At 68.8% G+C, this 23895-nt stretch carries 25 protein-coding genes; 12 read left to right on the forward strand and 13 right to left on the reverse strand.

What is annotated here, in order from left to right:
• Window positions 1–3 precede the first annotated feature (3 nt).
• Window positions 4–789 (reverse strand): 2-keto-4-pentenoate hydratase, encoded by a 786-nt coding sequence (locus MCHUDSM44219_RS12225; RefSeq protein ID WP_048418516.1) that lies wholly within the window; start codon window positions 787–789, stop codon window positions 4–6.
• A 72-nt stretch (window positions 790–861) separates the two neighbouring features.
• Between MCHUDSM44219_RS12225 and kstD the strand changes: the two genes are divergently transcribed.
• Entirely contained in the window at window positions 862–2544 is a 1683-nt protein-coding gene (kstD, locus tag MCHUDSM44219_RS12230) for a 3-oxosteroid 1-dehydrogenase (RefSeq protein WP_048418681.1), read from the forward strand.
• A 3-nt stretch (window positions 2545–2547) separates the two neighbouring features.
• A complete protein-coding gene (locus tag MCHUDSM44219_RS12235) occupies window positions 2548–3420 on the forward strand; it encodes an enoyl-CoA hydratase ChsH3 (protein ID WP_048418517.1) in 873 nt (290 codons plus the stop codon).
• 80 nt (window positions 3421–3500) lie between these two features.
• Here the strand turns inward: MCHUDSM44219_RS12235 and MCHUDSM44219_RS31530 are convergent, their stop codons facing one another.
• Both MCHUDSM44219_RS31530 and MCHUDSM44219_RS12245 read right to left on the reverse strand, forming a co-directional pair.
• Window positions 3501–4724 (reverse strand): hypothetical protein, encoded by a 1224-nt coding sequence (locus tag MCHUDSM44219_RS31530; protein WP_048418518.1) that lies wholly within the window; start codon window positions 4722–4724, stop codon window positions 3501–3503.
• Window positions 4725–5098: 374 nt separating this feature from the next.
• Window positions 5099–5596 (reverse strand): hypothetical protein, encoded by a 498-nt coding sequence (locus MCHUDSM44219_RS12245; RefSeq protein WP_053081234.1) that lies wholly within the window; start codon window positions 5594–5596, stop codon window positions 5099–5101.
• Window positions 5597–5774: 178 nt separating this feature from the next.
• Between MCHUDSM44219_RS12245 and MCHUDSM44219_RS12250 the strand changes: the two genes are divergently transcribed.
• The gene (locus MCHUDSM44219_RS12250) at window positions 5775–6701 is read left to right on the forward strand and encodes an MPT63 family protein (protein ID WP_048418520.1); all 927 of its coding nucleotides are present in this window, start codon (window positions 5775–5777) and stop codon (window positions 6699–6701) included.
• 21 nt (window positions 6702–6722) lie between these two features.
• Here the strand turns inward: MCHUDSM44219_RS12250 and MCHUDSM44219_RS12255 are convergent, their stop codons facing one another.
• The 8 genes from MCHUDSM44219_RS12255 to MCHUDSM44219_RS12290 form a co-directional block, all read right to left on the reverse strand.
• Window positions 6723–7430 (reverse strand): hypothetical protein, encoded by a 708-nt coding sequence (locus MCHUDSM44219_RS12255; RefSeq protein WP_048418521.1) that lies wholly within the window; start codon window positions 7428–7430, stop codon window positions 6723–6725.
• A 69-nt stretch (window positions 7431–7499) separates the two neighbouring features.
• Window positions 7500–8612, reverse strand: coding sequence for a hypothetical protein (locus MCHUDSM44219_RS29970; protein WP_048418522.1), 1113 nt, complete (start codon window positions 8610–8612; stop codon window positions 7500–7502).
• A gap of 379 nt (window positions 8613–8991) precedes the next feature.
• On the reverse strand, window positions 8992–10146 hold the full coding sequence (locus MCHUDSM44219_RS12265) for a 17-hydroxy-3-oxo-4-pregnene-20-carboxyl-CoA lyase (protein WP_048418682.1): 1155 nt from the start codon (window positions 10144–10146) through the stop codon (window positions 8992–8994).
• A gap of 8 nt (window positions 10147–10154) precedes the next feature.
• On the reverse strand, window positions 10155–10559 hold the full coding sequence (locus tag MCHUDSM44219_RS12270) for a MaoC family dehydratase (RefSeq protein WP_048418523.1): 405 nt from the start codon (window positions 10557–10559) through the stop codon (window positions 10155–10157).
• Entirely contained in the window at window positions 10556–11524 is a 969-nt protein-coding gene (locus MCHUDSM44219_RS12275) for a bifunctional MaoC family dehydratase N-terminal/OB-fold nucleic acid binding domain-containing protein (protein ID WP_048418524.1), read from the reverse strand. Before MCHUDSM44219_RS12275 ends, MCHUDSM44219_RS12270 begins: the two co-directional genes overlap by 4 nt.
• Window positions 11521–12684 carry an acyl-CoA dehydrogenase FadE29 gene (gene fadE29, locus MCHUDSM44219_RS12280; RefSeq protein ID WP_048418525.1) on the reverse strand — a complete coding sequence of 388 codons (1164 nt, stop codon included), beginning with the start codon at window positions 12682–12684 and terminating at the stop codon, window positions 11521–11523. Before fadE29 ends, MCHUDSM44219_RS12275 begins: the two co-directional genes overlap by 4 nt.
• Complete coding sequence (locus tag MCHUDSM44219_RS12285; RefSeq protein WP_048418526.1) at window positions 12685–13698, reverse strand: acyl-CoA dehydrogenase family protein; 1014 nt, start codon at window positions 13696–13698, stop codon at window positions 12685–12687.
• Window positions 13699–13724: 26 nt separating this feature from the next.
• Entirely contained in the window at window positions 13725–14987 is a 1263-nt protein-coding gene (locus MCHUDSM44219_RS12290) for a cytochrome P450 (protein ID WP_048418527.1), read from the reverse strand.
• A 121-nt stretch (window positions 14988–15108) separates the two neighbouring features.
• Between MCHUDSM44219_RS12290 and MCHUDSM44219_RS12295 the strand changes: the two genes are divergently transcribed.
• From MCHUDSM44219_RS12295 to MCHUDSM44219_RS12305, 3 genes are read left to right on the forward strand one after another with little or no spacing between them, the layout of a single operon-like run.
• Window positions 15109–16272, forward strand: a complete 1164-nt coding sequence (locus tag MCHUDSM44219_RS12295; protein WP_048418528.1) for a steroid 3-ketoacyl-CoA thiolase — start codon at window positions 15109–15111, stop codon at window positions 16270–16272.
• Window positions 16273–16282: 10 nt separating this feature from the next.
• Entirely contained in the window at window positions 16283–16666 is a 384-nt protein-coding gene (locus MCHUDSM44219_RS12300; RefSeq protein WP_048418683.1) for a DUF8021 domain-containing protein, read from the forward strand.
• A gap of 10 nt (window positions 16667–16676) precedes the next feature.
• Window positions 16677–17156, forward strand: a complete 480-nt coding sequence (locus MCHUDSM44219_RS12305) for a nitroreductase family deazaflavin-dependent oxidoreductase (RefSeq protein ID WP_048418684.1) — start codon at window positions 16677–16679, stop codon at window positions 17154–17156.
• Window position 17157: 1 nt separating this feature from the next.
• On the opposite strand, the gene MCHUDSM44219_RS12310 is transcribed toward MCHUDSM44219_RS12305, so the two are convergent.
• Both MCHUDSM44219_RS12310 and MCHUDSM44219_RS12315 read right to left on the reverse strand, forming a co-directional pair.
• Window positions 17158–18063: an SDR family oxidoreductase gene (locus MCHUDSM44219_RS12310; protein ID WP_048418529.1), complete on the reverse strand. Its 906-nt coding sequence runs from the start codon at window positions 18061–18063 to the stop codon at window positions 17158–17160.
• A gap of 14 nt (window positions 18064–18077) precedes the next feature.
• A complete protein-coding gene (locus tag MCHUDSM44219_RS12315) occupies window positions 18078–18860 on the reverse strand; it encodes an SDR family oxidoreductase (protein WP_048418530.1) in 783 nt (260 codons plus the stop codon).
• Between the two features lie 53 nt (window positions 18861–18913).
• Here MCHUDSM44219_RS12315 and echA20 point away from each other — a divergent pair, with 53 nt between their 5' ends.
• Genes echA20 through MCHUDSM44219_RS12345 form a run of 6 tightly spaced genes read left to right on the forward strand, consistent with a single transcriptional unit; the run spans window position 18914 to window position 23880 of the window.
• Complete coding sequence (gene echA20, locus MCHUDSM44219_RS12320) at window positions 18914–19669, forward strand: (7aS)-7a-methyl-1,5-dioxo-2,3,5,6,7,7a-hexahydro-1H-indene-carboxyl-CoA hydrolase (protein WP_048418531.1); 756 nt, start codon at window positions 18914–18916, stop codon at window positions 19667–19669.
• Window positions 19670–19703: 34 nt separating this feature from the next.
• Window positions 19704–20630: a CoA transferase subunit A gene (locus MCHUDSM44219_RS12325; protein WP_048418532.1), complete on the forward strand. Its 927-nt coding sequence runs from the start codon at window positions 19704–19706 to the stop codon at window positions 20628–20630.
• Window positions 20627–21376, forward strand: a complete 750-nt coding sequence (gene ipdB, locus MCHUDSM44219_RS12330; RefSeq protein ID WP_048418533.1) for a cholesterol ring-cleaving hydrolase subunit IpdB — start codon at window positions 20627–20629, stop codon at window positions 21374–21376. The genes MCHUDSM44219_RS12325 and ipdB overlap by 4 nt, the downstream gene beginning before the upstream one ends.
• Window positions 21373–22446, forward strand: coding sequence for a (3aS,4S,5R,7aS)-5-hydroxy-7a-methyl-1-oxo-octahydro-1H-indene-4-carboxyl-CoA dehydrogenase (gene ipdC, locus MCHUDSM44219_RS12335; protein WP_048418534.1), 1074 nt, complete (start codon window positions 21373–21375; stop codon window positions 22444–22446). Before ipdB ends, ipdC begins: the two co-directional genes overlap by 4 nt.
• Window positions 22447–22489: 43 nt before the next feature.
• Window positions 22490–23137: a SatD family protein gene (locus MCHUDSM44219_RS12340; protein WP_109777738.1), complete on the forward strand. Its 648-nt coding sequence runs from the start codon at window positions 22490–22492 to the stop codon at window positions 23135–23137.
• On the forward strand, window positions 23134–23880 hold the full coding sequence (locus tag MCHUDSM44219_RS12345; protein WP_048418536.1) for a hypothetical protein: 747 nt from the start codon (window positions 23134–23136) through the stop codon (window positions 23878–23880). Before MCHUDSM44219_RS12340 ends, MCHUDSM44219_RS12345 begins: the two co-directional genes overlap by 4 nt.
• Window positions 23881–23895 lie beyond the last annotated feature (15 nt).

Here is a 23895-nt window from a genome sequence, read left to right on the forward strand (position 1 = left end):
CTCCTATTCGAAATCCAGTCGTACTGAACCTAACCCGCTGAAGTCGGCGACGAAATGGCTGCCCGGGGGTGCATCTATCGCACGCGTGCACGACCCCGGCAGCACGATGTCGCCGGCCCGGAGGCGGACGCCGAAACTCTCGACCTTGCGGGCCAGCCAGGCCACCGCGGTCACCGGATTGCCCAGCACCGCATCGCTGCGCCCCTCGGCGACGACATCACCGTTGTTGGTGAGTACCGCGTCGATCGCACGGATATCGATGTCCTTGGGCGACACCCGAGCCTCACCGAGCACCCACCCCGCCGACGACGCGTTGTCGGCGATGGTGTCGCACAACTTGATCTGCCAGTTGGTGATCCGGGTGTCGATCAACTCGATCGCGGGCGCGAAGGCCGCTGTCGCCGCCAGCACATCGTCCTCGGTGCACCCCGCCCCGGGAAGGTCGTCGGACAGGATGAACCCGACCTCGACCTCGACCCGCGGATAGAGGTATTTCGCCGACTCGACCGGGCGATTCTCGAAGACCTCCATGTCGTCGAGCAGATGCCCGTAGTCCGGCTCGTCGACGTTCATCATCTTCTGCATGGCCTCCGAGGAGAGGCCCACCTTGTGGCCGATCACCCGGGCACCGTCGGCGATCTTCGCCCGGATGTTGATCAGCTGGATCTCGTAGGCGTCGACGACATCGATGTCGGCGTGCCGCTCGGTCAGCGGGGAGATCGGCTCGCGGGTCCGCTCGGCCTCGGCCAGCTCGGCGGCGAGCTTCTCGCGCACCTCGGTGGGCAACATTTGGTGAAGTCCCCTCGTTTCGTCGACCGGCACAGTTGTTAGTCGGCCGGGCAATTCTATAACGTGTTCTACATGACGGAGCAGGAGTATGACGTCGTCGTGGTGGGCAGCGGCGCCGCGGGCATGGTCGCCGCCCTCACCGCCGCTCACCAGGGCCTCTCGACGATAGTCGTCGAGAAGGCCCCGCACTACGGTGGTTCCACCGCCCGTTCGGGCGGCGGAGTGTGGATTCCGAACAACGAGATCCTGAAGCGGGACGGGGTGACCGACACTCGCGAGGCCGCGCGCACCTACCTGCACGCGATCATCGGTGACGTGGTGCCGCCCGAGAAGATCGACACCTATCTCGACCGGGGCCCGGAGATGTTGTCGTTCGTGCTGAAGCACTCGCCGTTGAAGCTGTGCTGGGTGCCGAACTACTCCGACTACTACCCCGAGTCCCCGGGCGGAAAGTCCACCGGACGATCGGTGGAACCCAAACCCTTCGACGCCAAGAAGCTCGGAGCCGACATGAAAGGCCTCGAGCCGCCGTACGGCAAGGTGCCGCTCAACGTGGTCGTCATGCAGCAGGACTATGTGCGGCTCAACCAGCTCAAGCGGCATCCGCGCGGAGTGCTGCGCAGCCTCAAGGTCGGCGCCCGCACGATGTGGGCGCAGGCGACGGGAAAGAACCTCGTCGGTATGGGCCGCGCGCTCATCGCGCCGCTGCGCATCGGCCTCAAGGAGGCCGGCGTGCCGGTGCGGCTGAACACGGCGATGACCGACCTGTATGTCGAGGACGGTGTGGTACGCGGCATCTACATCCGCAACACCGATGATCCGGAAAGCGCTGAGCCGCAATTGATCCGGGCCCGGCGAGGGGTGATCCTGGGCAGCGGCGGATTCGAGCACAACGAGCAGATGCGGGTCAAGTACCAGCGCGCGCCCATCACCACCGAGTGGACGGTCGGCGCGGTGGCCAACACCGGCGACGGCATCGTCGCCGCCGAGAAGCTGGGCGCCGCACTCGACGTCATGGAGGACGCGTGGTGGGGCCCGACGGTGCCGCTGGTCGGGGCGCCGTGGTTCGCACTGTCGGAGCGCAACTCCCCGGGCTCGATCATCGTCAACATGAACGGCAAGCGGTTCATGAACGAGTCGATGCCCTACGTCGAGGCGTGCCACCACATGTATGGCGGCCAGTACGGACAGGGCCAGGGCCCCGGCGAGAACATCCCGGCCTGGCTGGTGTTCGACCAGCAGTATCGGGACCGCTACATCTTCGCTGGACTTCAACCGGGACAACGGATTCCGAACAAGTGGATGGAATCCGGAGTCATCGTCAAGGCCGACACCCTCGCCGAGCTGGCCGCCAAGACCGGCCTGCCCGCCGATACGTTCACCGCCACCGTCGAGCGCTTCAACGGATTCGCCCGCACCGGGGTCGACGAGGACTTCAAGCGTGGGCAGAGCGCGTACGACCGCTACTACGGCGATCCGACGAACAAGCCGAATCCGAACCTCGGCGAGATCAGCCACGGCCCGTTCTACGCCGCCAAGATGGTACCCGGCGACCTGGGCACCAAGGGCGGCATCGTCACCGACACCCACGGCCGCGCGCTGCGCGACGACGGCTCCGTCATCGAGGGCCTCTACGCCGCGGGTAACGTCAGCGCACCGGTGATGGGCCACACCTATCCCGGTCCGGGCGGCACCATCGGCCCGGCCATGACGTTCGGTTATCTGGCGGCACTTCACCTGGCCGGCAAGGAGTAACGCGTGCCCATCAACCTCGACGAGGCCATCGGCGCCGAACTCGCCCCGGTCGAGTTCTCGTGGAGCAGCAGCGACATTCAGCTCTACCACCTCGGCCTCGGCGCGGGCGCCGACCCGATGGACAAGCGGGAGCTGCGCTATCTGACCGACGGCACACCTCAGGTGCTGCCGACATTCGGCAATGTGGCACAGAGCTTCCACATGACCGAGCCGCCGGCGGTGAGGTTCCCCGGCATCGACATCGAGTTGAGCAGGGTGCTGCACGCCAGCGAGGCCGTCACTGTCCCCGGCCCGATCCCCCCTGCGGGCACCGGCATCGCCGTCACCCGCTTTACCGAGATCTGGGACAAGGGCAAGGCCGCGGTCATCTGGTCCGAGACGGAGGTCAAGGATCCCGACGGCACGCTGCTGTGGACCCAGAAGCGATCGATCTTCGCCCGCGGCGAGGGCGGTTTCGGCGGCGACCGCGGCCCGTCCGGGTCGTCTGCGGCGCCGGAGCGAGCGCCCGATATCGAGCTCTCGCTGCCGACGTCACCGCAGCAGGCGCTGCTCTACCGGATGTGCGGAGACCGCAATCCGCTGCACTCCGATCCGGATTTCGCTGCGGCAGCAGGTTTTCCGCGCCCCATCCTGCACGGGCTGTGCACCTACGGCATGACGTGCAAGGTGCTAGTGGACAACCTGCTCGACGGCGACGTGCGCGGCGTGAAGTCCTACGGCGCACGGATGGCCGGCGTGGTGTTCCCCGGCGAGACGCTGCGCATCAGCGTCTGGAAGAACTCCGGCGACGACCGGGCCGGATACTCCGCGGTGGTCACCGCACCGGAGCGGGATGACGCGGTGGCTCTGGCCGGTATCGAGTTCGTCCCCGTCTGATCCCGATCGCCCGCACCGTCGTGTGGCGACGGTACGGGCGCCGATGCCGACGCCCGTACCGTCCTTGCCGTGCTGACCCTTTAGTCGTCGCTGCTGGTCTTGGCGCTCTGCGAGGCGCTCGGGGAGCCTGCCTTCCCGTCGGCCCCGTCGCTTCCGAACGTTCCGCCGGCACCGCCGCTGCCTGCCGAACCGCCCTTGGCCGTGCCGGTCGTGACCGCGTCGCCGCCGTCGCCGCCGTCGCCGCCGTTGCCGGTGAAGCCGGTGGAGTCGCCACCGTTGCCACCCGCGCCGCCGGTGGCCTTGCCGCTACCGCTGGTCGCCTTCCCGCCGTTTCCGGCCGAGCCGCCGGTACCCGAACCTCCGGCGCCACCACCGTTTCCGCCCTTGCCGCCCGTGGCCGCCGAGCCGCCGCCGGCCGTGGCGGAACCGCCGTTGCCGGCCTCGCCCCCGGTGCCGCCGACCGACGACTCGCCGCCGGCGCCACCGGCTCCACCGGTCGCCGAGCCACCCGTGCCGCTCGTCGCGTTACCGCCGTCGCCGCCCTTGCCGGCCACGCCGCTGGCGTCGTGGTTCAGGCCGCCCCGTCCACCGCTTCCACCCTTGGCGCTGCCGTTCACCGACGTCGCGTTGCCGCCCTTGCCGCCGTCACCGGACTGCCCGCCGAAGGTGCCGCCCTCACCACCGGCGCCACCGGCGCCACCGACCGCGTCGCCTTCGTTGACGGTTGTCGTCGCGGGATTGTCGGCAGTGGAGTTCGTGATGTCGGCACCGGCACCACCCTTGCCGCCGTTGCCGAACAGTCCGGCACTGCCGCCTGCGCCGCCGGCACCGCCGTTGACTCCTGCCTTGCCGGCGCCGCCGTCACCGCCGTTACCGAAATACAGACCGGCCTTGCCGCCCGATCCGCCGTTGGCTCCGTCGCCGCCGTTGCCTCCGAGGAGTCCGCCGTTCTGACCGTTGCACGCTCTACCCGTGCAGTCCGCGGCGGCATCGGCGCCGTCACCGATCAGCCAGCCGTTCGGCCCGATGATCGGACGCAGCGCCGCGGCGGCCGAAGGAGTGGCCGCAGCGACGGCGGGGCCGTCAGCGCCGGTCACGCAATCCGCGCCCGCGACCGTGCAGTCCTGGCCGGTGGACGCCAACAGCACGTCGTAGGAGACGGGCGCCGTCGAGTCATGCGGTACCAGAGACAGCGCTCCGGCGTAGGCGAGCGCCGCTCCACCGACACCGGCTGCAGTCACGCCGGCTTTCAGGTAGGTACGGACCGGCGCTGAGCGAGCGCTGTTGCGGGCATGTTTGGCCATGCGAGGACTCCCCCTTTTGGTTTGTTGGTAATTGGATCCCCTGTAGCAGCCGTCACACTAGCCAATTGACACCGGCGAAACGACCGAATTAGCGATTTGCTGGCCACCGTGTCTGTGCCGCCGACGCCCGGCGGGCGCCGAAGGCGGCATGCCCGCCACCGGCTGTGCGGGCGCACAACCTGCACCGATGTCCCCGCGTCGTCGACCGGCACATCGCCGGGCACGAGCGTCGGTGAAGACGATGTGCCACAACGCCTCTCGATGCAAGGCGCACGCCGGCTCGGCGCGATCGGGCAGATTCCCACATAACTTCACTTACATCGCGGCGAGGCGCCGTGCCGCCGCGGCCAGTGGCAATCGTTCGCCGGCGAGGCCTATCGGCAGAGCGTGTCGATCTTCGCCGCGGTCGCCTGCGCAGTCTTCTCCCGGTTGGACTGCGCGGGATCGTCTGCCGGTGCCCCGGCGAGCTGACCCATGCCGATGTAGGTCAGATCGTCTGCGAAGGACCGCACCGCGTCGGCGAGATCCCCGGGCACCGACGAGTTGAGGCGGGACAGGAGGAACTCTCCCCCGCCCAGCGTCGCCAGCCTGGCGTTGGCGGCGACTGCCTGCTGAGCTACTCGATCATTGCCGAGGTCGGCATTGGTCTGCAGGGACACCGCGTTGCGCACCATCGTGAATGCATCGCAGACCTGCGTTTTCTGGTCGCCGGACTGCACACCACCGCCCGAGGCGACCTCGCCGGAACCCGACGGGCGGAGAAGACCCCATGCCGCGAGGGCGATGGCGACGACTCCGACCGCGAGGGCGACAGGGGCGATCCAGGCCGCGCGGGTGCTGCTAGCCGACGATTGCGGCCTCGTGTCCGACATGGGCGCGATCATAGCTGCAAACGCTTTGCCTGCTAATGGATCTCGCTGCGACGCGCCGCACTGGGTGATGAGGCGGTGGCCTGTCGGGATATTGGTGCACGGAGCAGGGGTGGTGACCTGTTAGGTTGCTCGGGGGGTCAACCTCGCTGCTCGCTCAACGAAACAGGAGGACATCGTCGTGCACATCAAGCCCGCTCTGGTCGCCGTCACCGCCGCGGCCGCCGTCGGCGTGGCCGGCGCGCCGTTTGCTTCGGCCGATCCGGAGGTCAAGTACCTCGGACAGCCCGGAGAACTCGTCAACGGCGCCGTCGTCCAGCACTGGACCGTCACCGGCCTGAAGCCGAGCAACGACACGATCCCCTATCAGCCCGTCGGCACGTTGTGGGAGGCCACCGCCACCGACGAGGCCATCGCCGGCTCGGTAGCCCCCATCGTCTCCAACCTGAATGCACGCGCCCGCAACGGCGACACCTATCGCGTGCTGTTCGGCGTCGCGACACCGCAGGGCGTGAATCCGTCGACCTTGTCACAGGGCGAGAAGACCACCGGGAAGATCTACTTCGACGTCACCGGCGAGAAGCCCGACAGCGTCTTCTACGCCACCGGCGGCCCTGACCCGGTGCTGCTGTGGGTGGAGGCGCCGCCCGCCCCGCCGAGCGCATCGGGCGGGGCCCGCACCCCGGCGTACACCGGTTCGTCGCCGGCCTCGTCGGGCGCGGCCGAGACGTCTCCGGAGGCTCCGGAGACGTCGACGACACCTACGCCCGGTGCCGCGCCGGCTTCGGCAACCCCCGCGCCGACGGCCACCCCGGTGCCCGCGGGCAGCGCGGGCACCCCGCTGCCGCAGGGCAGCTCGGGCACCCCGCTTCCCGCCGGTAGTGCGGGCACGCCGCTCCCCGAGGGCGCCGCAGCGAGTCCGACCCCGGTGCCGGCCGCCGTCAGCCCGGCCCCGGCGCCTGCCGCGGTCGCCCCGGCTCCAGCCGGCAGTGCGGGAACGCCGCTGCCCGCGGGCAGCGCCGGCACTCCGATCCAGGATGCGACCGCTCCGGCGACCGGCCAGGCCCCCGGCCCCGCGACGACCGTCGTCGTTCCGCCCCCGGCCTGACATCCGCCGGGTCGGCGCGCGCTAGGAGTGCGAAGCCCACCAGGTGTACAGCTGAACCATGTTGGGGCCCTGCGGTCCCGACTGCACCGCACTGACCATCAGATCGGCGTCCGTGGTCCACGCGACGGTCGGCTTGCTCTGCTGAAAGCCGCACACCAGCGTCCCGGCGGTCTGCTGCGGGGTGGCGTTGCGCCGCCAGGGTCCCGGTGACTGGATGTTGCCGGGACAGTCTACGACCGACGACGTGTTGACCACGTCGTCGAACAGACCCTTGAGCGCGTCCTTGTCCTCGGCCAGCGTGTACGTGGCGGACAGTGGACCCCCGGTATCGGCGTTGGGGGCACAACTGAGTTGTGCCAGCGCCCCTTTGGCGGGCACGACCGCTTCGCAGGAGTCCGCGGCATAACCTCTCGGCAACATCCCGCGCAGGCGCGCTTCCGCCTGCTCCGGCGATTCGGTCTGCGTGGTGGCGCCCGCATCGCCGGACGGCGCATCGGCGTCTTGCGAGGAGGGCCAGAACGACCAGGCGAGAACCCCGAGGGCCACGACGGCGACGGTGGCGGCCGCAACGAGCACGACGGGCCGGTTGTCCCGCCGGACCGGGCGGGGGTTCACCGACAGCGGCGCGTCGAATCGGCGGTCCGCGGCGGCCGCCGCCGGCGGCCGCGCGTCGCGCACGGGCAGCGGTCCGGTATCCGCGTCATCGGGTTCGGGCTCGTGCGAGCTCATTCCGACAAGGGTAGTGGGCGCCGCGTCGTGGTCCTGTGAGGCGCACCCCGGAGATGCGGTCCGCCGCGGTCACCCACCATCGCTTCCCGAATCGCCCGACGACCCGCCACCGGAGGGTCCGTTGTCCGGACCCGACGCGCCGCCCGAACCCTGACCTCCGTCAGATCCGGCATCGCTGCCGCGGGACGTGTCGCTACCCGCATCGGCACCTTCCTGGGTACCGGAACCGCCACCCTGGCCGCCGCTGGGCGGATCCTCGCCCGGCCCCGAATCGCCGCCGGTGCCCGCGTTCCCGGTGTCGTCGGTGCCCGCGTTTCCGACGTCGTCGTCAGCCTCCGGTACGGGAGCGTCGGGCGTGACCTCGGGCGTGACCTCGGGCGTGACCGAAGGTGGTGCGGGCGTCGAGATCTCGACGGTGGGCGGGGCCGGCACGTCCACCGGCGGCGGCGCCACGACGACCGGTGTCGGGGGCGGAGGCGGTGGGGTCGGCGTGGCGACCGGCGGTGGTGGTGGCGGGGGCGCGCTGATCACGCTCGGCGGCGCGATGGGCGGTGCCGCAGGGGCGGGAGGTGCCGCGGGTGCGGGCGGTGCGGGCGCTGCGGCAACGGACAGCACCTGCACCGCATGCTGAACCTGCGCCGCGCCGGCCGAGGCCGGGATGAACGCGGCGACGACGTCGGTCAGTCCCTGGATCAGCGCCGCCGGCAGCTGCTGCATGAGGTACTGCCACAGCAACTCCAGATCCGCCATCCCGATCGGCGATCCCGCCGAACCGGCTCCGCCGCCCCCGCCACCGCCGCTGAACAGCAGCGCGGATGCCGGCATCGCGAAGCCCGCGGACGCCAACACCTCGAGGGTTCTGACGATCTGCGGTAACCCGTGCTTCTCCACGGCGCTCAGGAAGACCTCGGCGCGCACGCTGGGGAAGTTGTTCTGCAGGATGTCCGCGAGGTGGGCAAGGGTCGGCAACGCAGCGGTGGTGAAGTCGATCAGCTGGGTGGTCGCCACGTCTCCGAGCCGATCGGGCAGCGTCGACAAGGATCCGTGGTCCTCCTCCCCGAGGACCACCCCCGTCCGGTCGCCCGGAAGGTGATACAGCGAGACGCTGAACACGAGCCCCACCGCGACGACGGCCGCACCCGCGATACGCCCGATCGAGCGGTCGTCGGGGTCGCGACACACCTGTCGGCTGACCCCCGCACGCCTGGCTCTACCGCCTATGACATCCGTCAATGACCTCGCCCCCTCGATGACCGACCGGGCAGCTGGCACCAGTCCCGTCGGATTCAGTATGGGGATTTGCTGAAAATGCGGTCAAGATGACTTTTCGCCGTCAGACCCTCATTGCTTCCGATCTCAACGAAACCATGGCCAAGGGTCGCACGAATCTGTCCACTTACGGCTGATCGAACGCTTTCCACACGCCAGCGTGATCTTGACTGGTCCGTCGATTCGACGCGCAACCGGCGAACGCATTCGGGAACGCGGCAGGTCGTTGCCCGTCACCGTGTCGTCGCCGACCGCGCCTACGACGCCATCCGAGTTTGCTGAACGACGTCGATCAGCCGAGGATGAGTCCCGATGTCGGCACGCCCGTGCCCGCGGTGACGAGCACGTGCTCGACGTCGGGCACCGGGTTGACCGAGGTTCCGCGGAGTTGGCGTACCCCCTCGGCGATGCCGTTCATGCCGTGGATGTAGGCCTCGCCGAGCTGCCCGCCGTGGGTGTTGATGGGCAGTCTGCCGCCGATCTCGATCGCGCCGTCGGCCACGAAATCCTTGGCCTCACCCTGGCCGCAGAACCCGAGCTCTTCGAGCTGGATCAGCGTGAAGGGCGTGAAGTGGTCGTAGAGGATCGCGGTCTGGATGTCCGCGGGCGTCAGGCCCGACTGCTCCCAGAGCTGTCGGCCGACCAATCCCATCTCCGGCAGCCCCAGCTCGGGACGGTAGTAGCTCACCATCGAGTACTGGTCGGGGCTCGAGCCCTGCGAGGCGGCCTCGATGACCGCGGGCCGGTGCTTGAGATCCTTCGCCCGCTCCGGCGTCGTCACGACGAGCGCAACGCCGCCATCGGTCTCCTGACAGCAGTCCAGCAGCCGCAACGGTTCGGCGATCCACCGCGAATTCTGGTGGTCGTCGATGGTGATCGGCTTACCGTAGAAATAGGCCTTCGGATTGTTGGCCGCGTGCTTGCGGTCGGCCACCGACACCGCGCCGAAGTCGCGGCTCGTCGCCCCGGACAGATGCATGTAGCGCCGCGCGATCATCGCCACCTGCGCCGCGGGGGTCGACAGGCCGTGCGGATAGGAGAACGAATTGTCCACCCCGGTGGAGTCGGCGTTCTCGACCAGCCGCATCTGCACCTGACCGAAGCGCATCCCCGAACGTTCGTTGAAAGCACGATAGGCGACAACGCATTCCGCCACGCCCGTGGCGACGGCCAAGGCCGCCTGCTGAATCGTGGCGCAGGCCGCGCCGCCGCCGTGGTGGATCTTGGAGAAGAACTTCAGCTCACCGATGCCGGTGGCGCGGGCCACCGCGACCTCGGTGTTGGAGTCCATCGTGAAGGTCACCATGCCGTCGACGTCGGCGGGGGTCAGCCCGGCGTCGTCGAGCGCGTCGAGTACCGCCTCGGCGGCCAACCGCAACTCGCTGCGTCCGGAGTTCTTGGAGAAATCGGTGGCGCCGATCCCGACGATCGCCGCCTTGCCGGACAGACCGTCGCTCACGCGGCACCTCCTAAGACCAGCGTGGCGGTCGCGATGACATGGTCGCCGAGGCTGTTGCGGCCCACGATCTTCAGCGTGACGAGGTCGTCGACGATGTCGGTCACCTCACCGCTGAACGTCACCGTGTCGTAGGCGTACCACGGCACACCGAGGCGCAGAGAGATCGTCTTGATCACCGCCGCGGGCCCCGCCCAGTCGGTGATGAACCGCTGCACCAGGCCGGTGTCGGTGAGGATGTTGACGAAGATGTCCTTGGAACCCTTGGCCTGCGCCTTGTCCCGGTCGTGGTGGACGTCCTGGTAGTCACGGGTGGCGATCGCGGTCGACACGATGAACGTGGGATCACCGTAGAGCGCGAGTTCGGGGAGCTTGGTGCCGACCTCGACGGCAGGGGCGCTCATGCGTCGGGCTCCCAGGCGTACAGCGTCCACGCGGGCCCGGAACTGCTGTCCGGGAAATCGATATACGTTGCGCGCACAGGCATTCCGATCTTCACGGCGGCAGGATCGACGTCGCGGAGCTCACCGAGCATGCGCACCCCTTCTTCGAGTTCGACGAGCGCGATGACGAACGGCAGCGTCCGGCCCGGCACCTTCGGGGCGTGGTGCACCACGTAGCTGAACACGGTGCCCCTGCCTGACGCGACGAGATAATCTGACGGCGCCACTTCATCTTTGGGGTCGGCCCACAGGGCGGGCACCGGCGGGTGCTGCAGCGTGCCGTCGGGACGCTTCTGGATCCGCAGTTCGTGGGCGTTGACGCCGTCCCAGAAGAACTTGGTGTCCTTCGACGACGCCGGCCGCATCATCGACTCGACATCGAGGTCCTCGGGGACTTCCGAGGCGGGCACGTCCTGGTCCGCGGGGCGGAACTTCATGATGCGCCAGAGCATTTCGGCGACGGGTTCGTCGTCGACGGTCCATGTGATCGTCTGCGTGATGAAGAAGCCCTCGCCCAGCGCGGTGCGCTTGGGGCCGACGACGTCGGTCAACTCGGCGGTGACGCTGACCTGTTCACCCGGCCGCAGGTAGCGGTGATAGGTCTGCTCGCAGTTGGTGGCGACGACGCCGACATACCCTGCCTCGTCGAACAATTCGAGGATCTTGCCCAGTGGATCGTCGTCGGGGCGGACGCCGCCCAGCCCCATCATCGTCCACACCTGGATCATGGCCGGCGGTGCCACCACACCGGGGTGCCCGGCGGCCTTCGCGGCCTCCTCGTCGACGTAGATGGGGTTCTGATCGCCCATGGCGTCGAGCCAGTGGTCGACCATCGGCTGGTTCACCGGGTGCCGCGCTTGCCGCGGCGCGCTCTTGCCCTCGGCCTTGACGCGTTCCGCCGCGGCCCGGATGTCGTCGACGGTCACCTGGGGACCCTCGGAACCTTCAGCCCCGACGCCGCGATCATCTCGCGCATCACCTCGTTGACACCCCCGCCGAACGTGATGACGAGGTTGCGCTTGGTCATCTTGTCCAGCCAGTCGAGCAGCTCGCCGGTCTGCGGATCCGCCGGGTTGCCGTACGTGCCGACGATCTCCTCGGCGAGCCGGCCGACCTCCTGGATGCGTTCGGTCGAGAAGACCTTGGTGGCCGCGGCATCGGCGACGGCAATGGTCTCCCCCGACGCGGCCACCTGCCAGTTCAACAGCTCGTTGACCCGCCAGATCGCCTTGATCTGCCCCAGCAGCCGCTTCACGTCGGGCTGCTCGATCGGCGTGACGCCGTCAGAGCCGGGCTTGGACGCCCACGCGTGCACCTGGTCGTAGATGCCGGCGACGCGCCCGGCCGGGCCGAGGCCCACCCGCTCGTGGTTGAGCTGGGTGGTGATCAGCTTCCAGCCGCCGTTCTCCTCGCCGACGAGCATGTCGGCCGGCACCCGCACGTCGTTGTAGTACGACGCGTTGGTGTGGTGCGCCCCGTCGGACAGGATGATCGGCGTCCAGGAGAAGCCCGGATCCTTGGTGTCGACGATCAGGATCGAGATGCCCTTGTGCTTGGCGGCTTCGGGATCGGTGCGGCACGCCAGCCAGATGTAGTCGGCGTCATGCGCGCCGGTCGTCCACATCTTCTGCCCGTTGACGATGTATTCGTCGCCGTGGCGGACAGCTGTCGTTCGCAGCGAGGCCAGGTCGGTACCCGCGTCGGGTTCGGAGTAACCGATCGCGAAATGAATGTCGCCCGAGAGGATTCCGGGGAGAAACTTCTTCTTCTGCTCCTCGGTGCCGTACACCTGCAGCGTGGGGCCGACGGTCTGCAGCGTCACCAGCGGCAGCGGGACGTCGGCACGGTTGGCCTCGTTGACGAAGATCTGCTGTTCGATCGGGCCGAAACCGAGGCCGCCGTACTCCTTCGGCCAGCCCATGCCGAGCTTGCCGTCCGAACCCATCCGCTTGATCACCGCGCGGTAGGCCTCGTTGTGCCGGTTCGACTCCATCGCCTCGGCCTCTTCGGGCGTGATGAGCGTCGAGAAGTACTGTCGCAGTTCGGCTTGCAGAGCCCGCTGCTCGGGGGTCAGTTCGATGTACATTTACGCTCCCACCAGATCGAGACGGTGTGTCGGACCGCCCAGCACCCGGGTCAGATCCTTGATCGACGAGAAGTAGCGGTTCATCGGGTAGGTGATGTCCATACCCATACCGCCGTGCAGGTGGTGGCACAGCCGCATCGCCGGTGGCGCCTGCGAGGTGAGCCAGTATCCCAGGAGCGCCAGTTCGCCTTCGACATCCGAGCCGGCGTCACGACCTTTCGCGAGCGACCACACCGCCGACGTGGCCACCAGCGAGACGGTCCGGGAGGCGATGTAGACCTCGGACAGTTGCGCCGCGACGGTCTGGAACGTCGACAGCGGCCGGCCGAACTGCTCCCGGGTCGCGACGTAGTCAGCGGTCAACCGGAGCGCTCCGGCGACCAGGCCGGCGGCAAAGGCACCGAAGGCGGCCAGCGCCAGCTGATTCACGCGGAGGGGGGTGGCCCCGGCGAGCACATCACCGTCGTCGACGGCGACGTCGGCGAACGTGACCACGAACTCGTCGGCGCCGGTCGACGTCGGCGTCTTCGTCGCCGAGATCCCGTCGGCGTCGCCGCGCACCACGACCACGCCGTTGTCGGTGGTGACGACCAGCCACTCCGCCTGACCGGCGTAGCCGACGGCGAGCTTGGTGCCGTTGAGCCGGCCGGCCGCGAAGGTGGTCGCCGGCCGGTCGGGCTGTGAGACGCCGGGCTCGTTGAGCGCCAGGCTGAGCACCGCCCCCTTGGCCAGACCCGCGAGGTAGCGGTCCTGCTGGGGTTCGGAGGCCAGCTCGCCCAGCACCGCCGCCGCAGCGAGGGTGACCGGCGCCGGGCTGATCGTCCCGTGCCTGCCGATCTCGGTCAGCGCGGTCGCGACCTCGGCGAGGCCGAGCCCGTCACCGCCCAGCCGTTCCGGGGCGGCCAGCGCCGGTACACCGCCGGAAACCAAAGCCTCCCAGCTGTTGTCGCGTTCCAGCACGGACGTCACCACATCGGCGACCGCCTGCTGACCCTCGTCTGGACTGAAGTCCACCCGACACCTCCTCGAGTCTCGATGTGTCAGTGGCTGACCGGGCAGCCCTTGCCGGTGTAGTCCACCTGCCAGTGTTTGATGCCGTTGAGCCAGCCCGACTTTAACCGCTCCGGATCACCGATCGGCTTGAGTTCCGGCATGTTGTCGGCGACGGCGTTGAAGATCAGGTTGATCGTCATCTTCGCCAGGTTCGCCCCGATGCAATAGTGCGCTCCGGTGCCGCCGAAACCGACGTGCGGGTTCGGGCTACGCGTGATGTCGAACCGGTCCGGGTTCTCGAAGACCTCTTCGTCGAAGTTGGCCGAGCGGTAGGACATCACGACGCGCTCGCCCTTCTTGATGGTCACCCCGCCGAGTTCGGTGTCCTCCAGCGCGGTGCGCTGGAAGGCCGACACCGGCGTGGCCCAGCGGACGATCTCGTCGGCGGCGGTCTCCGGCCGTTCCTTCTTGTAGAGCTCCCACTGCTCGGGGTTCTGCGAGAACGCGATCATGCCGTGGGTGATCGAATTGCGGGTGGTCTCGTTGCCGGCCACCGCCAGCATCACCACGAAGAAGCCGAACTCGTCGTCGGAGAGCTTCTCGCCCTCGATGTCGGCTTCGATGAGCTTGGTGACGATGTCCTCGGTCGGGTTGTTCTTGCGCTCCTCGGCCATCTTCATCGCGTAGGTGATGAGCTCGAAGGACGACATCGCCGGGTCGACGTCGGCGTACTCGGGGTCCTCACCGGCGGTCATCTCGTTCGACCACCGGAACAGCTTGTCGCGATCCTCCTGCGGGACTCCGAGGAGACCGGCGATGGCCTGCAGCGGCAGCTCACACGACACCTGCTCGACGAAGTCGCCCGAGCCCTCGGCGGCGGCGGTGCGGGCGATCTGCTGCGCGCGGTCGCGCAACTCTGCCTCGAGCCGTCCCACGGCGCGCGGCGTGAACCCGCGGGAGATGATCTTGCGCAGCCGGGTGTGCTGGGGCGCATCCATGTTCAGCAGCACGGCCTTCTGCAGGTCGATCGCGTCGCGGGTCATACCCTGCGGCCACGTCGGGATCGCGCCGTCGGGCGAGCTGCCGAACAGGTCGTTGCGCTTGGACACCTCCTTGACGTCGGCGTGCTTGGTCACCAGCCAGTAACCCTTGTCGCCGAAGCCTCCCGTGCCGCCCGGCACGTCCACCCAGTGGACGGGCTCGGAATGCCGGAGTTCCGCCAACTCTTCTACGGGCAGACGCTCGAGATTCAGGCTCGCGTCGAGGAAGTCGAAGTCGGGGCTGATCGGGCAAGAGTTCGGGCTAGGCATAGGGAAGCACTCCTCAATTGCAACGTGTTCTAGTGCCAGTAAAACATGCCTCCACCGCAGATAAAAGGCACGGCGGCATCGCCGCTTGTCAGAGTAATGAAACGTGTTCTAGCCTGGCGCCATGGGTAACCCTGTCATCGTCGAAGCCACCCGTAGCCCCATCGGTAAGCGCAACGGCTGGCTCTCCGGACTGCACGCCACCGAGCTGCTCGGGGCCGTCCAGAAGGCGCTCATCGAGAAGGCCGGTATCGACGCCGGCGAGGTCGAGCAGGTCATCGGCGGCTGCGTCACGCAGTTCGGCGAGCAGTCCAACAACATCACCCGGGTCGGCTGGCTCGTGGCCGGGCTGCCCGATCACGTCGGCGCGGTGACCATCGACTGCCAGTGCGGCAGCGGCCAGCAGGCCAACGGTCTGGTGGCGGGTCTGATCGCTTCCGGCGCCATTGATGTCGGCATCGCGTGCGGCATCGAGGCGATGAGCCGCGTGGGACTGGGCGCCAATGCCGGCCCGGACCGCAGCATCATCCGCCCGGCGTCGTGGGACATCGATCTGCCCGACCAGTTCACCGCGGCCGAACGGATCGCCAAGCGGCGCGGCATCAGCCGGGAGGAGATCGACCGCTTCGGCTTCGAGTCACAGCGCAAGGCCAAGCAGGCCTGGGCCGAGGGCCGGTTCGACCGGGAGATCAGCCCGATCGAGGCCCCTGTGCTCGACGAGAACAAGAAGCCCACCGACGAGCGGGCGCCCGTGACCCGCGACCAGGGGCTGCGGGACACCACCCTTGAGGGGCTGGCGTCCCTGAATCCGGTGCTGGAGGGCGGCATTCACACCGCGGGCACCTCGTCGCAGATCTCCGACGGTGCCGCCGCGGTGCTGTGGATGGATGAGGACAAGGCGCGCGCACTCGGCCTGCGGCCCCGGGCGCGCATCGTCAGCCAGGCCCTCGTCGGCGCCGAGCCGTATTACCACCTCGACGGGCCGGTGCAGTCGACGGCCAAGGTCCTCGAGAAGGCCGGCATGAAGATGGGCGACATCGACATCACGGAGATCAACGAGGCGTTCGCGTCGGTCGTACTCTCCTGGGCCCGGGTGCACGAGCCCGACATGGACACCGTCAACGTCAACGGCGGGGCGATCGCGCTCGGTCACCCGGTGGGCAGCACCGGCAGCCGGCTCATCACCACCGCGCTGCACGAGCTCGAGCGCACCGACAAGACCACCGCGCTGATCACGATGTGCGCCGGCGGTGCGCTGTCGACCGGAACCATCATCGAGCGGGTTTAAGGGATTGCCCGTGATTCCGGACGCGGACCGCATCGCCGCGGCGCAGGCCTACATCAGCGCGCTGGCGAGCCACGACGCCGACGGTGTCCCGTTCGCGCCGGGGTGCACCCGTGTCGAGGTCGGCGTCAAGACGGGCTTTTCGGGAAACCACCTGCGGCGCAGCCTGAACGGCGGCCTGCAGTACCGGGTGATCGACGCGGTCAACACCCCGGAGTTCACCGTCGACGGCGACACGGTCCGGGCTCGCTTCGACCTGGTGACCAAGCCGCGACTGGCCGGCCGCCGGGTGGGCGCTCACATCGACGAGACGTTCCTGATCCCCGCCGACGACCCCTCCGGCCGGGCCCAGATCCACCACATCAACGCTTCCATTCGCCCGTTCCTGACGCGATAAGGTGCACGCCGTGGCCGAACCCTCCCGTCCGCTGTCGGACAAGCAGATCAAGAGTCTGAACTCCAAGCCCGTCGCCATCGCCATCAAGTGGATGTCGCGCGGGCAGACCTGGCTGTTCAAGAAGACCAACGGCCGGTTCGGCGACAAGTTCCTGCGCGGGTCTGAGGTCGGCATCCTGACCACGAAGGGCCGCAAGACGGGCGAACCCCGTGAGGTGCCACTTCTGTTCCTGCAGGAGGACCAGCGGATCGTGCTCGTCGCTTCCCAGGGCGGCCGCGACACCCACCCCATGTGGTACCTGAACATCAAGACACACGCGACCGTGTCTTTCCAGACCAAGCGCGAGACGCTGTCCCTCATCGCGCGCGAGGCCGATGACGCTGAGCGCGAGCACTACTGGCCCAAGCTCGACGCGATGTACCCCGACTACGCCAACTACCGGTCCTACACCACGCGCAAGATCCCGATCATCATCTGCGACCCAGCCTGAATCACGCCCCGTAGACGGGCACCGCGGGGCGCGCCTTGGACAGCAGGTCGGCGACGACGGGGCCGAGTTCGGCCGGATCCCACTTCGCGCCCTTGTCGATCTCCGGTCCGTGCGCCCATCCCTCGGCGACGCGGATCTTGCCGCCCTCGACCTCGAACATCTTGCCGGTGACGTCCCTCGATTCGACGCTGCCCAGCCACACCACCAGCGGCGAGATGTTCTCCGGCGCCATCGCGTCGAAATCCTGGTCCTGCGTGGACATCATGTCCGCGAAGACGGTCTCGGTCATCCGGGTGCGCGCCGACGGCGCGATCGCGTTGACCGACACCCCGTAGCGGCCCATCTCAGCGGCGGCGACGAGCGTCAGCGCCGCGATGCCCGCCTTGGCGGCGCTGTAGTTGGCCTGCCCGACGCTGCCCTGCAGTCCCGCACCGGAACTGGTGTTGATGATGCGGGCGTCCACCTGTTCGCCGGCCTTGGACTTGGCCCGCCAGTACGCGGCCGCGTGCTTCATCGTCGCGAAGTGCCCCTTGAGGTGCACCGCCGTGACCGCGTCGAACTCCTCTTCACTGGTGTTCGCGAACATCCGGTCCCGCACGATGCCGGCGTTGTTGACCAGGACATCGAGCCCGCCGAAAGCGTCGACGGCCGTCTGGATGAGGCCCTCGGCCTGCGCCCAGTCCGCGACGTTGGCGCCACTGGTGACGGCTTCGCCTCCGGCGGAGACGATCTCGTCGACGACGCTCTGCGCGGCGCTGCCGCCGCCGGCCGGCGATCCATCCAGGCCCACACCGATGTCGTTGACCACCACCCGCGCACCTTCGGCGGCGAAGGCCAGGGCGTGCGCCCGGCCGATTCCGCCGCCCGCACCCGTCACGATGACCACACGGCCGTCGAGCAATCCCATGTGTGTTGTCTCCTTCAGTGTTTGATGTCCGCAGTGGTGGTCGACAGGTAGTGCGGCGGCTCACCGCCGCCGTGCACCTCGAGCGACGCCCCACTGATGTAGGACGCCGCCGGGGATGCCAGGAACGCGGTGGCCCAGCCGATGTCCTCCGGTCGGGCGAGCCGGCCGAGTGGCACGTTGCGCGAGATCGCGGCGATCGAGTCGGCGTCGCCGTAGAACAGTTCGGACTGCTCGGTCTCGACCATGCCGACGACCACCGAGTTCACTCGCACCTTGGGCGCCCACTCGACGGCGAGCGTGGCCGTCATGTTCTCGATGCCGGCCTTCGCCGCGCCGTAGGCGACCGTGCCGGGGGTGGGCCGCCGGCCGCTGACACTGGAGATGTTCACGATCGACCCACCCGAATCCTGCTGCTGCATCACCGCATTGGCGTGTGTCGACACCGACAGCGCGCCGAGCAGGTTGAGCTCGACGATCTTGCGGCTGAACTTCGCGGACGCCTCGGCGGCCGGGACGTAGGGCGAGCCGCCGGCGTTGTTCACCACGACGTCGAGGCGGCCGTGGTCGGCGGCGATGCCGTCGACGAGCGCGGCGACCGCGTCGTCGTCGCGGATGTCGCAGGCCCGGAACTCGAACGGGGATCCGTCGACGGGACGGCGCGCACACGTCACGACGGTGGCGCCCTGCTCGGCGAAGACCCTGCTGATACCGGCGCCGACACCGCGCACACCGCCGGTCACGAGCACGACGCGGCCGCTGAGGGCGAGGCGGATGGCGCTGTCGACGGCGTCAGTCACTGTGCTAGCGTACCAAGCAAGTGCTTGCTTAGGTAGCCACCCAGGAGTTGCGCATGCCGATCACCACCGCGACGGTGGAACCGGGAATCGTCTCGGTCACCGTCGACTACCCACCCGTCAACGCGATCCCGTCGCGCGGCTGGTTCGAACTCGCCGACGCGATCACCGCCGCGGGGCGTGACCTCAGCACACATGTCGTGATCCTGCGCGCCGAGGGTCGCGGCTTCAACGCCGGTGTCGACATCAAGGAGATGCAGAAGACCGAGGGCTTCACCGCGCTGATCGACGCCAACCGCGGCTGCTTCGAGGCGTTCCGCGCGGTGTACGAGTGCGCGGTGCCGGTGGTGGCCGCGGTCAACGGATTCTGCGTGGGCGGCGGCATCGGGCTCGTCGGCAACGCCGACGTCATCGTCGCCTCCGACGACGCGAAGTTCGGGCTGCCCGAGGTCGAGCGCGGCGCGCTCGGCGCGGCGACGCACCTGTCTCGCCTTGTGCCGCAACACATGATGCGTCGGCTGTTCTTCACGGCGGCCACCGTCGACGCCGCGACGCTGCACCACTTCGGATCGGTGCACGAGGTCGTCCCGCGCGCGGAGCTCGACGACGCCGCGCTGCGGGTGGCGCGTGACATCGCGTCCAAGGACACCCGGGTGATCCGCGCTGCCAAGGAGGCGCTGAACTTCATCGACATCCAGCCGGTCAACGCGCGCTACCGCATGGAGCAGGGCTTCACGTTCGAACTCAACCTCGCCGGCGTGTCCGACGAGCACCGGGACGCGTTCGCGGGGACGGACAAGGGATCGAAGTGATTCGGCGGGCACGAGCGAAGCGAGCGGGGAAGTAGTGACCGACAAGAGAACGACTCTCGACGAGGCGGTCGCCGGGATCGAGAGCGGCATGACGATCGGCATCGGCGGATGGGGATCGCGGCGCAAGCCGATGGCGTTCATGCGGGCGCTGCTGCGCACTGACGTCACCGACCTGACCGTGGTGAGCTACGGCGGACCCGACATCGGCCTGCTGTGCTCGGCCGGCAAGATCAAGCGGGTCTACTACGGCTTCGTTTCGCTGGACTCACCGCCGTTCTACGATCCGTGGTTCGCCAAGGCGCGCACGTCCGGAAGCATCGAGGCGCGCGAGATGGACGAGGGCATGCTGCGCTGCGGACTGCAGGCCGCCGCGCAGCGGCTGCCGTTCCTGCCGATCCGCGCCGGACTGGGCAGCGACGTCCGCGCGTTCTGGGGAGACGAGCTCAAGACCGTGCGCTCGCCCTACCCCGTACCGAATCCCGGGTCGCTGCGCTCCTGCCCTCCGGAAGGCGAAGGCTTCGAGGAACTCATCGCGATGCCCGCGCTGAACCTCGACGCCGCGTTCGTGCACATGAACGTCGGTGACGCGCGAGGCAACGCGGCCTACACGGGTATCGACCCGTACTTCGACGACCTGTTCCTGATGTCGGCCGAGAAGCGCTATCTGTCGGTCGAGAAGGTGGTGCCGACCGAGGAACTGGTGAAATCGGTTCCGCCGCAGGCCCTACTGATCAACCGGATGATGGTCGACACCGTCGTCGAGGCGCCGGGCGGTGCGCACTTCACCACCGCCGAGCCCGACTATCGGCGCGACGAGAAGTTCCAACGGCACTACGCCGAGGCCGCCGGATCCGACGAGACGTGGTCGACGTTCGTCCAGACGTACCTGTCCGGCAGCGAGGCCGACTACCAGGCGGCCGTGCGCACGTTCAAGGAGTCCACCGAGGGGGACCGAGCATGATCTCCGCAACCCGCGCCGATGTGTGCGCCGTCGCCTGCGCCGAATTGTTCCGTGACGCAGGCGAGATCATGGTCAGCCCGATGACCACGATCGTCTCGATCGGCGCCCGGCTGGCGCGGCTGACCTTCTCCCCCGACATCCTGCTCACCGACGGCGAGGCCCGGCTGATCGCCGACACCCCCGCCATCGGCGCGGCCGCGGCGATCGAGGGCTGGATGCCGTTCGGCCGGGTGTTCGAGACGCTGGCCTGGGGCCGTCGTCATGTCGTGATGGGCGCCAACCAGATCGACCGCTACGGCAACCAGAACCTGTCGGCGTTCGGGCCTCTGCAGCACCCGACCCGGCAGATGTTCGGCGTGCGCGGCGCACCGGGCAACACGATCAACCACGCCACCAGCTACTGGGTGGGCAACCACTCCACCCGGGTGTTCGGCGACTCTGTCGACGTGGTCTCCGGAATCGGCTGGGACAAGGTCGATCCGGACAATCCCGCCTACCGGTTCGTCAACGTCTTCCGGGTCGTGACCAACCTGGGCGTGTTCGACTTCAACGGACCGGACCACCAGATGCGGGCGGTGTCCCTGCATCCCGGGATCGAGCCCGAGCAGGTCGCCGAGAACACGTCGTTCGAGGTGCACGGACTCGGTGAGGCCGACACCACCCGGCTGCCGACCTCCGACGAGCTGACGATCCTGCGCGAGGTGATCGACCCGAAGGCGCTGCGCGACAAAGAGGTGAGGGTATGAGCCGCCTGCGGACTCCGCTCACCGAGCTTGTGGGCATCGAACATCCCGTCGTGCAGACCGGGATGGGGTGGGTGGCCGGCGCCCGGCTGGTGGCGGCGACCTCGAACGCGGGCGGCCTCGGCATCCTCGCCTCGGCGACCATGACGCTCGAGGAGCTGACGACCGCCGTGGCCAAGGTCAAGGCCGCGACCGACAAACCCTTCGGCATCAACATCCGCGCCGACGCCGGCGACGCGAACGACCGCGTCGACCTCCTGATCCGCGAAGGAGTCAAAGTCGCCTCCTTCGCCCTGGCTCCCAAGCCCGATCTGATCGCACGGCTCAAAGAGGCCGGTGTGGTGGTGATCCCGTCCGTGGGGCTGGCCAAGCACGCGAAGAAGGTCGCCGGCTGGGGCGCCGACGCCGTCATCGTGCAGGGCGGCGAGGGCGGCGGGCACACCGGTCCGATCGCGACCACGCTGCTGCTGCCGTCGGTGCTCGACGCGGTGGCCGACACCGGGATGCCGGTGATCGCCGCAGGCGGCTTCTTCGACGGGCGGGGACTCGCGGCCGCGCTGTCCTACGGCGCCGCAGGCGTCGCCATGGGCACCCGCTTCCTGCTGACCTCCGACTCGACCGTGCCCGACGCGGTGAAGCAGCGCTACCTGCAGGCGGCACTGGACGGCACCGTCGTCTCCACCCGGGTGGACGGCATGCCGCACCGGGTCCTACGCACCGGCCTGGTGGAGAAGCTGGAGAGCGGATCCCCGGTGCGCGGCCTCGCCGCGGCGGTGACCAATGCACAGAAGTTCAAGAAGATGACCGGCATGACGTGGCGGTCGATGATCCGCGACGGCATGGCGATGCGGCACGGCAAGGACCTGAGCTGGTCGCAGGTGGTGATGGCCGCCAACACCCCGATGCTGCTGAAAGCCGGCCTGGTGGAGGGCAATACCGACGCCGGCGTGCTCGCCTCCGGTCAGGTCGCCGGCATCATCTCCGACCTGCCGTCGTGCGCCGAGCTGATCGAGAGCATCGTGAGCGAGGCGATCGAGCACGTGGAAGCCGCCACCGCCTACATCACGAAGTGAAGCAATCAGCTTCATAGATACAAAATGAAGCTATAGTCTTCATATGGCTCGAATGAAGCGCCTGGCTTCAATGTTGTGCGCGACGGTCATCGGAGACGTCGTGGGCTCCCGCGAGTTCGCCGACCGGCGCGGGCTGCACCGACGGCTGACCGCGGCGTTGGCGGCCGTCGCCGACGGCGCCGCCGATCCGCCCGCCATCACGGTCGGCGACGAATTCCAGGGCGCGTACCCCACCGTGGGGCATGCGATCGACGCGGCGTGGGCGCTGCGGCTGACCCTGGCGCCCGACGTCGACGTCCGGTTCGGCATCGGCTGGGGTGCGGTCACCGCACTCGACGAGACGGGCGTGCAGGACGGGCCGGGATGGTGGGCGGCCCGCGAGGCCATCGAGTGGACGGCAGCCGCCCAGCGGCAGCCCGGACTGGCGCACGTACGCACCGCGTTCCGCAACGGCACCGGCGAGGGAGCCGACCCGCACGCCGTCAACGCCGCCCTGATGTGTCGGGACCATCTGCTTGGATCGCTGGACGAGCGGGCCCTGCGGATTCTGGCCGGGATGCGGGCGGGACGTTCCAAGAAGGAGGTGGCGATGGCGGAGGGCATCAGCGCCTCGGCGGTGTCCCAGCGCGCCGGACGGGCCGGGCTGGACCTGCTCCTCGTCGCCGCCGAGGAACTCCGGGACATCCGATGAGCGCCCTGGCCGTGTTCCTGATCGCCGTCGGCATCGCCGACATCTGCCGCAAACTCAGCACGCACCGGTGGCCGGGCCTGGTCGCCGGCCCGCTGGCCGTCATCGCGTGCGCGGCCTCGGCCGGGCTGTGGCACCGCGGGGACATCGCGCTGCTCGTCGTCGCCGCCGCGGTGTCGGTCGCGTGGGTGGTCCTCGGCGGTGCGTCCGAGCGCACCGGGACCCGGCACGGCCGGGCGCTGACCGTGTTCGGGGTCGGCGCTGCGCTCATGGTCGCGTTCGGCGGCTGGGCGTCGGAGGTGGCCGGGCCGCTGGGCCGGTGGCTGCCCTGGGTCGGGCTGGACGAGGTGGAGCCGGGCCGAGCACTGATGATCCTCGCGATCGTCCTGCTGCAGTTGGTCACCGCAAATCAATTGGTGCGCTTGATCCTGGGTGCGGTCGGCGCGGTCCGCCCCGCCGGTGTGCCGCAACCCTCGGACCGCCTCAAGGGCGGCCGGCTGCTCGGACCGATGGAGCGGCTGCTGATCGTCGGGCTCGGCCTGGGCGGTCAGTTCGGCGCGGCCTCGGCGGTGATCGCGGCCAAGGGCATCATCCGTTTCCCCGAGCTCAACGCCGCACGCAAGGAGTCGGCGGACAGCGGCGACTCCGCCGGCTCCGGCATCGATGAAGTAACCGAGTACTTTCTGGTCGGCAGCTTCGCGAGCTGGCTGATCGCGCTGGCCGGCCTCGCCCTCACTGCGGCCTGACCGAATCCGCCGCGG

The sequence above is a fragment of the Mycolicibacterium chubuense genome (assembly GCF_001044255.1).
GTDB lineage: Bacteria > Actinomycetota > Actinomycetes > Mycobacteriales > Mycobacteriaceae > Mycobacterium > Mycobacterium chubuense.

Bases quoted from the DNA above. Each gene is read 5' to 3' on its own strand.
- MCHUDSM44219_RS12225 (WP_048418516.1), bottom strand. From the start codon at position 789: ATGTTGCCCACCGAGGTGCGCGAGAAGCTCGCCGCCGAGCTGGCCGAG.
- kstD (WP_048418681.1), top strand. From the start codon at position 862: ATGACGGAGCAGGAGTATGACGTCGTCGTGGTGGGCAGCGGCGCCGCG.
- MCHUDSM44219_RS31530 (WP_048418518.1), bottom strand. From the start codon at position 4,724: ATGGCCAAACATGCCCGCAACAGCGCTCGCTCAGCGCCGGTCCGTACC.
- MCHUDSM44219_RS12245 (WP_053081234.1), bottom strand. From the start codon at position 5,596: ATGTCGGACACGAGGCCGCAATCGTCGGCTAGCAGCACCCGCGCGGCC.
- MCHUDSM44219_RS12255 (WP_048418521.1), bottom strand. From the start codon at position 7,430: ATGAGCTCGCACGAGCCCGAACCCGATGACGCGGATACCGGACCGCTG.
- MCHUDSM44219_RS12270 (WP_048418523.1), bottom strand. From the start codon at position 10,559: ATGAGCGCCCCTGCCGTCGAGGTCGGCACCAAGCTCCCCGAACTCGCG.
- fadE29 (WP_048418525.1), bottom strand. From the start codon at position 12,684: ATGTACATCGAACTGACCCCCGAGCAGCGGGCTCTGCAAGCCGAACTG.
- MCHUDSM44219_RS12290 (WP_048418527.1), bottom strand. From the start codon at position 14,987: ATGCCTAGCCCGAACTCTTGCCCGATCAGCCCCGACTTCGACTTCCTC.
- MCHUDSM44219_RS12295 (WP_048418528.1), top strand. From the start codon at position 15,109: ATGGGTAACCCTGTCATCGTCGAAGCCACCCGTAGCCCCATCGGTAAG.
- MCHUDSM44219_RS12310 (WP_048418529.1), bottom strand. From the start codon at position 18,063: ATGGGATTGCTCGACGGCCGTGTGGTCATCGTGACGGGTGCGGGCGGC.
- echA20 (WP_048418531.1), top strand. From the start codon at position 18,914: ATGCCGATCACCACCGCGACGGTGGAACCGGGAATCGTCTCGGTCACC.
- ipdB (WP_048418533.1), top strand. From the start codon at position 20,627: ATGATCTCCGCAACCCGCGCCGATGTGTGCGCCGTCGCCTGCGCCGAA.
- ipdC (WP_048418534.1), top strand. From the start codon at position 21,373: ATGAGCCGCCTGCGGACTCCGCTCACCGAGCTTGTGGGCATCGAACAT.
- MCHUDSM44219_RS12340 (WP_109777738.1), top strand. From the start codon at position 22,490: ATGGCTCGAATGAAGCGCCTGGCTTCAATGTTGTGCGCGACGGTCATC.
- MCHUDSM44219_RS12345 (WP_048418536.1), top strand. From the start codon at position 23,134: ATGAGCGCCCTGGCCGTGTTCCTGATCGCCGTCGGCATCGCCGACATC.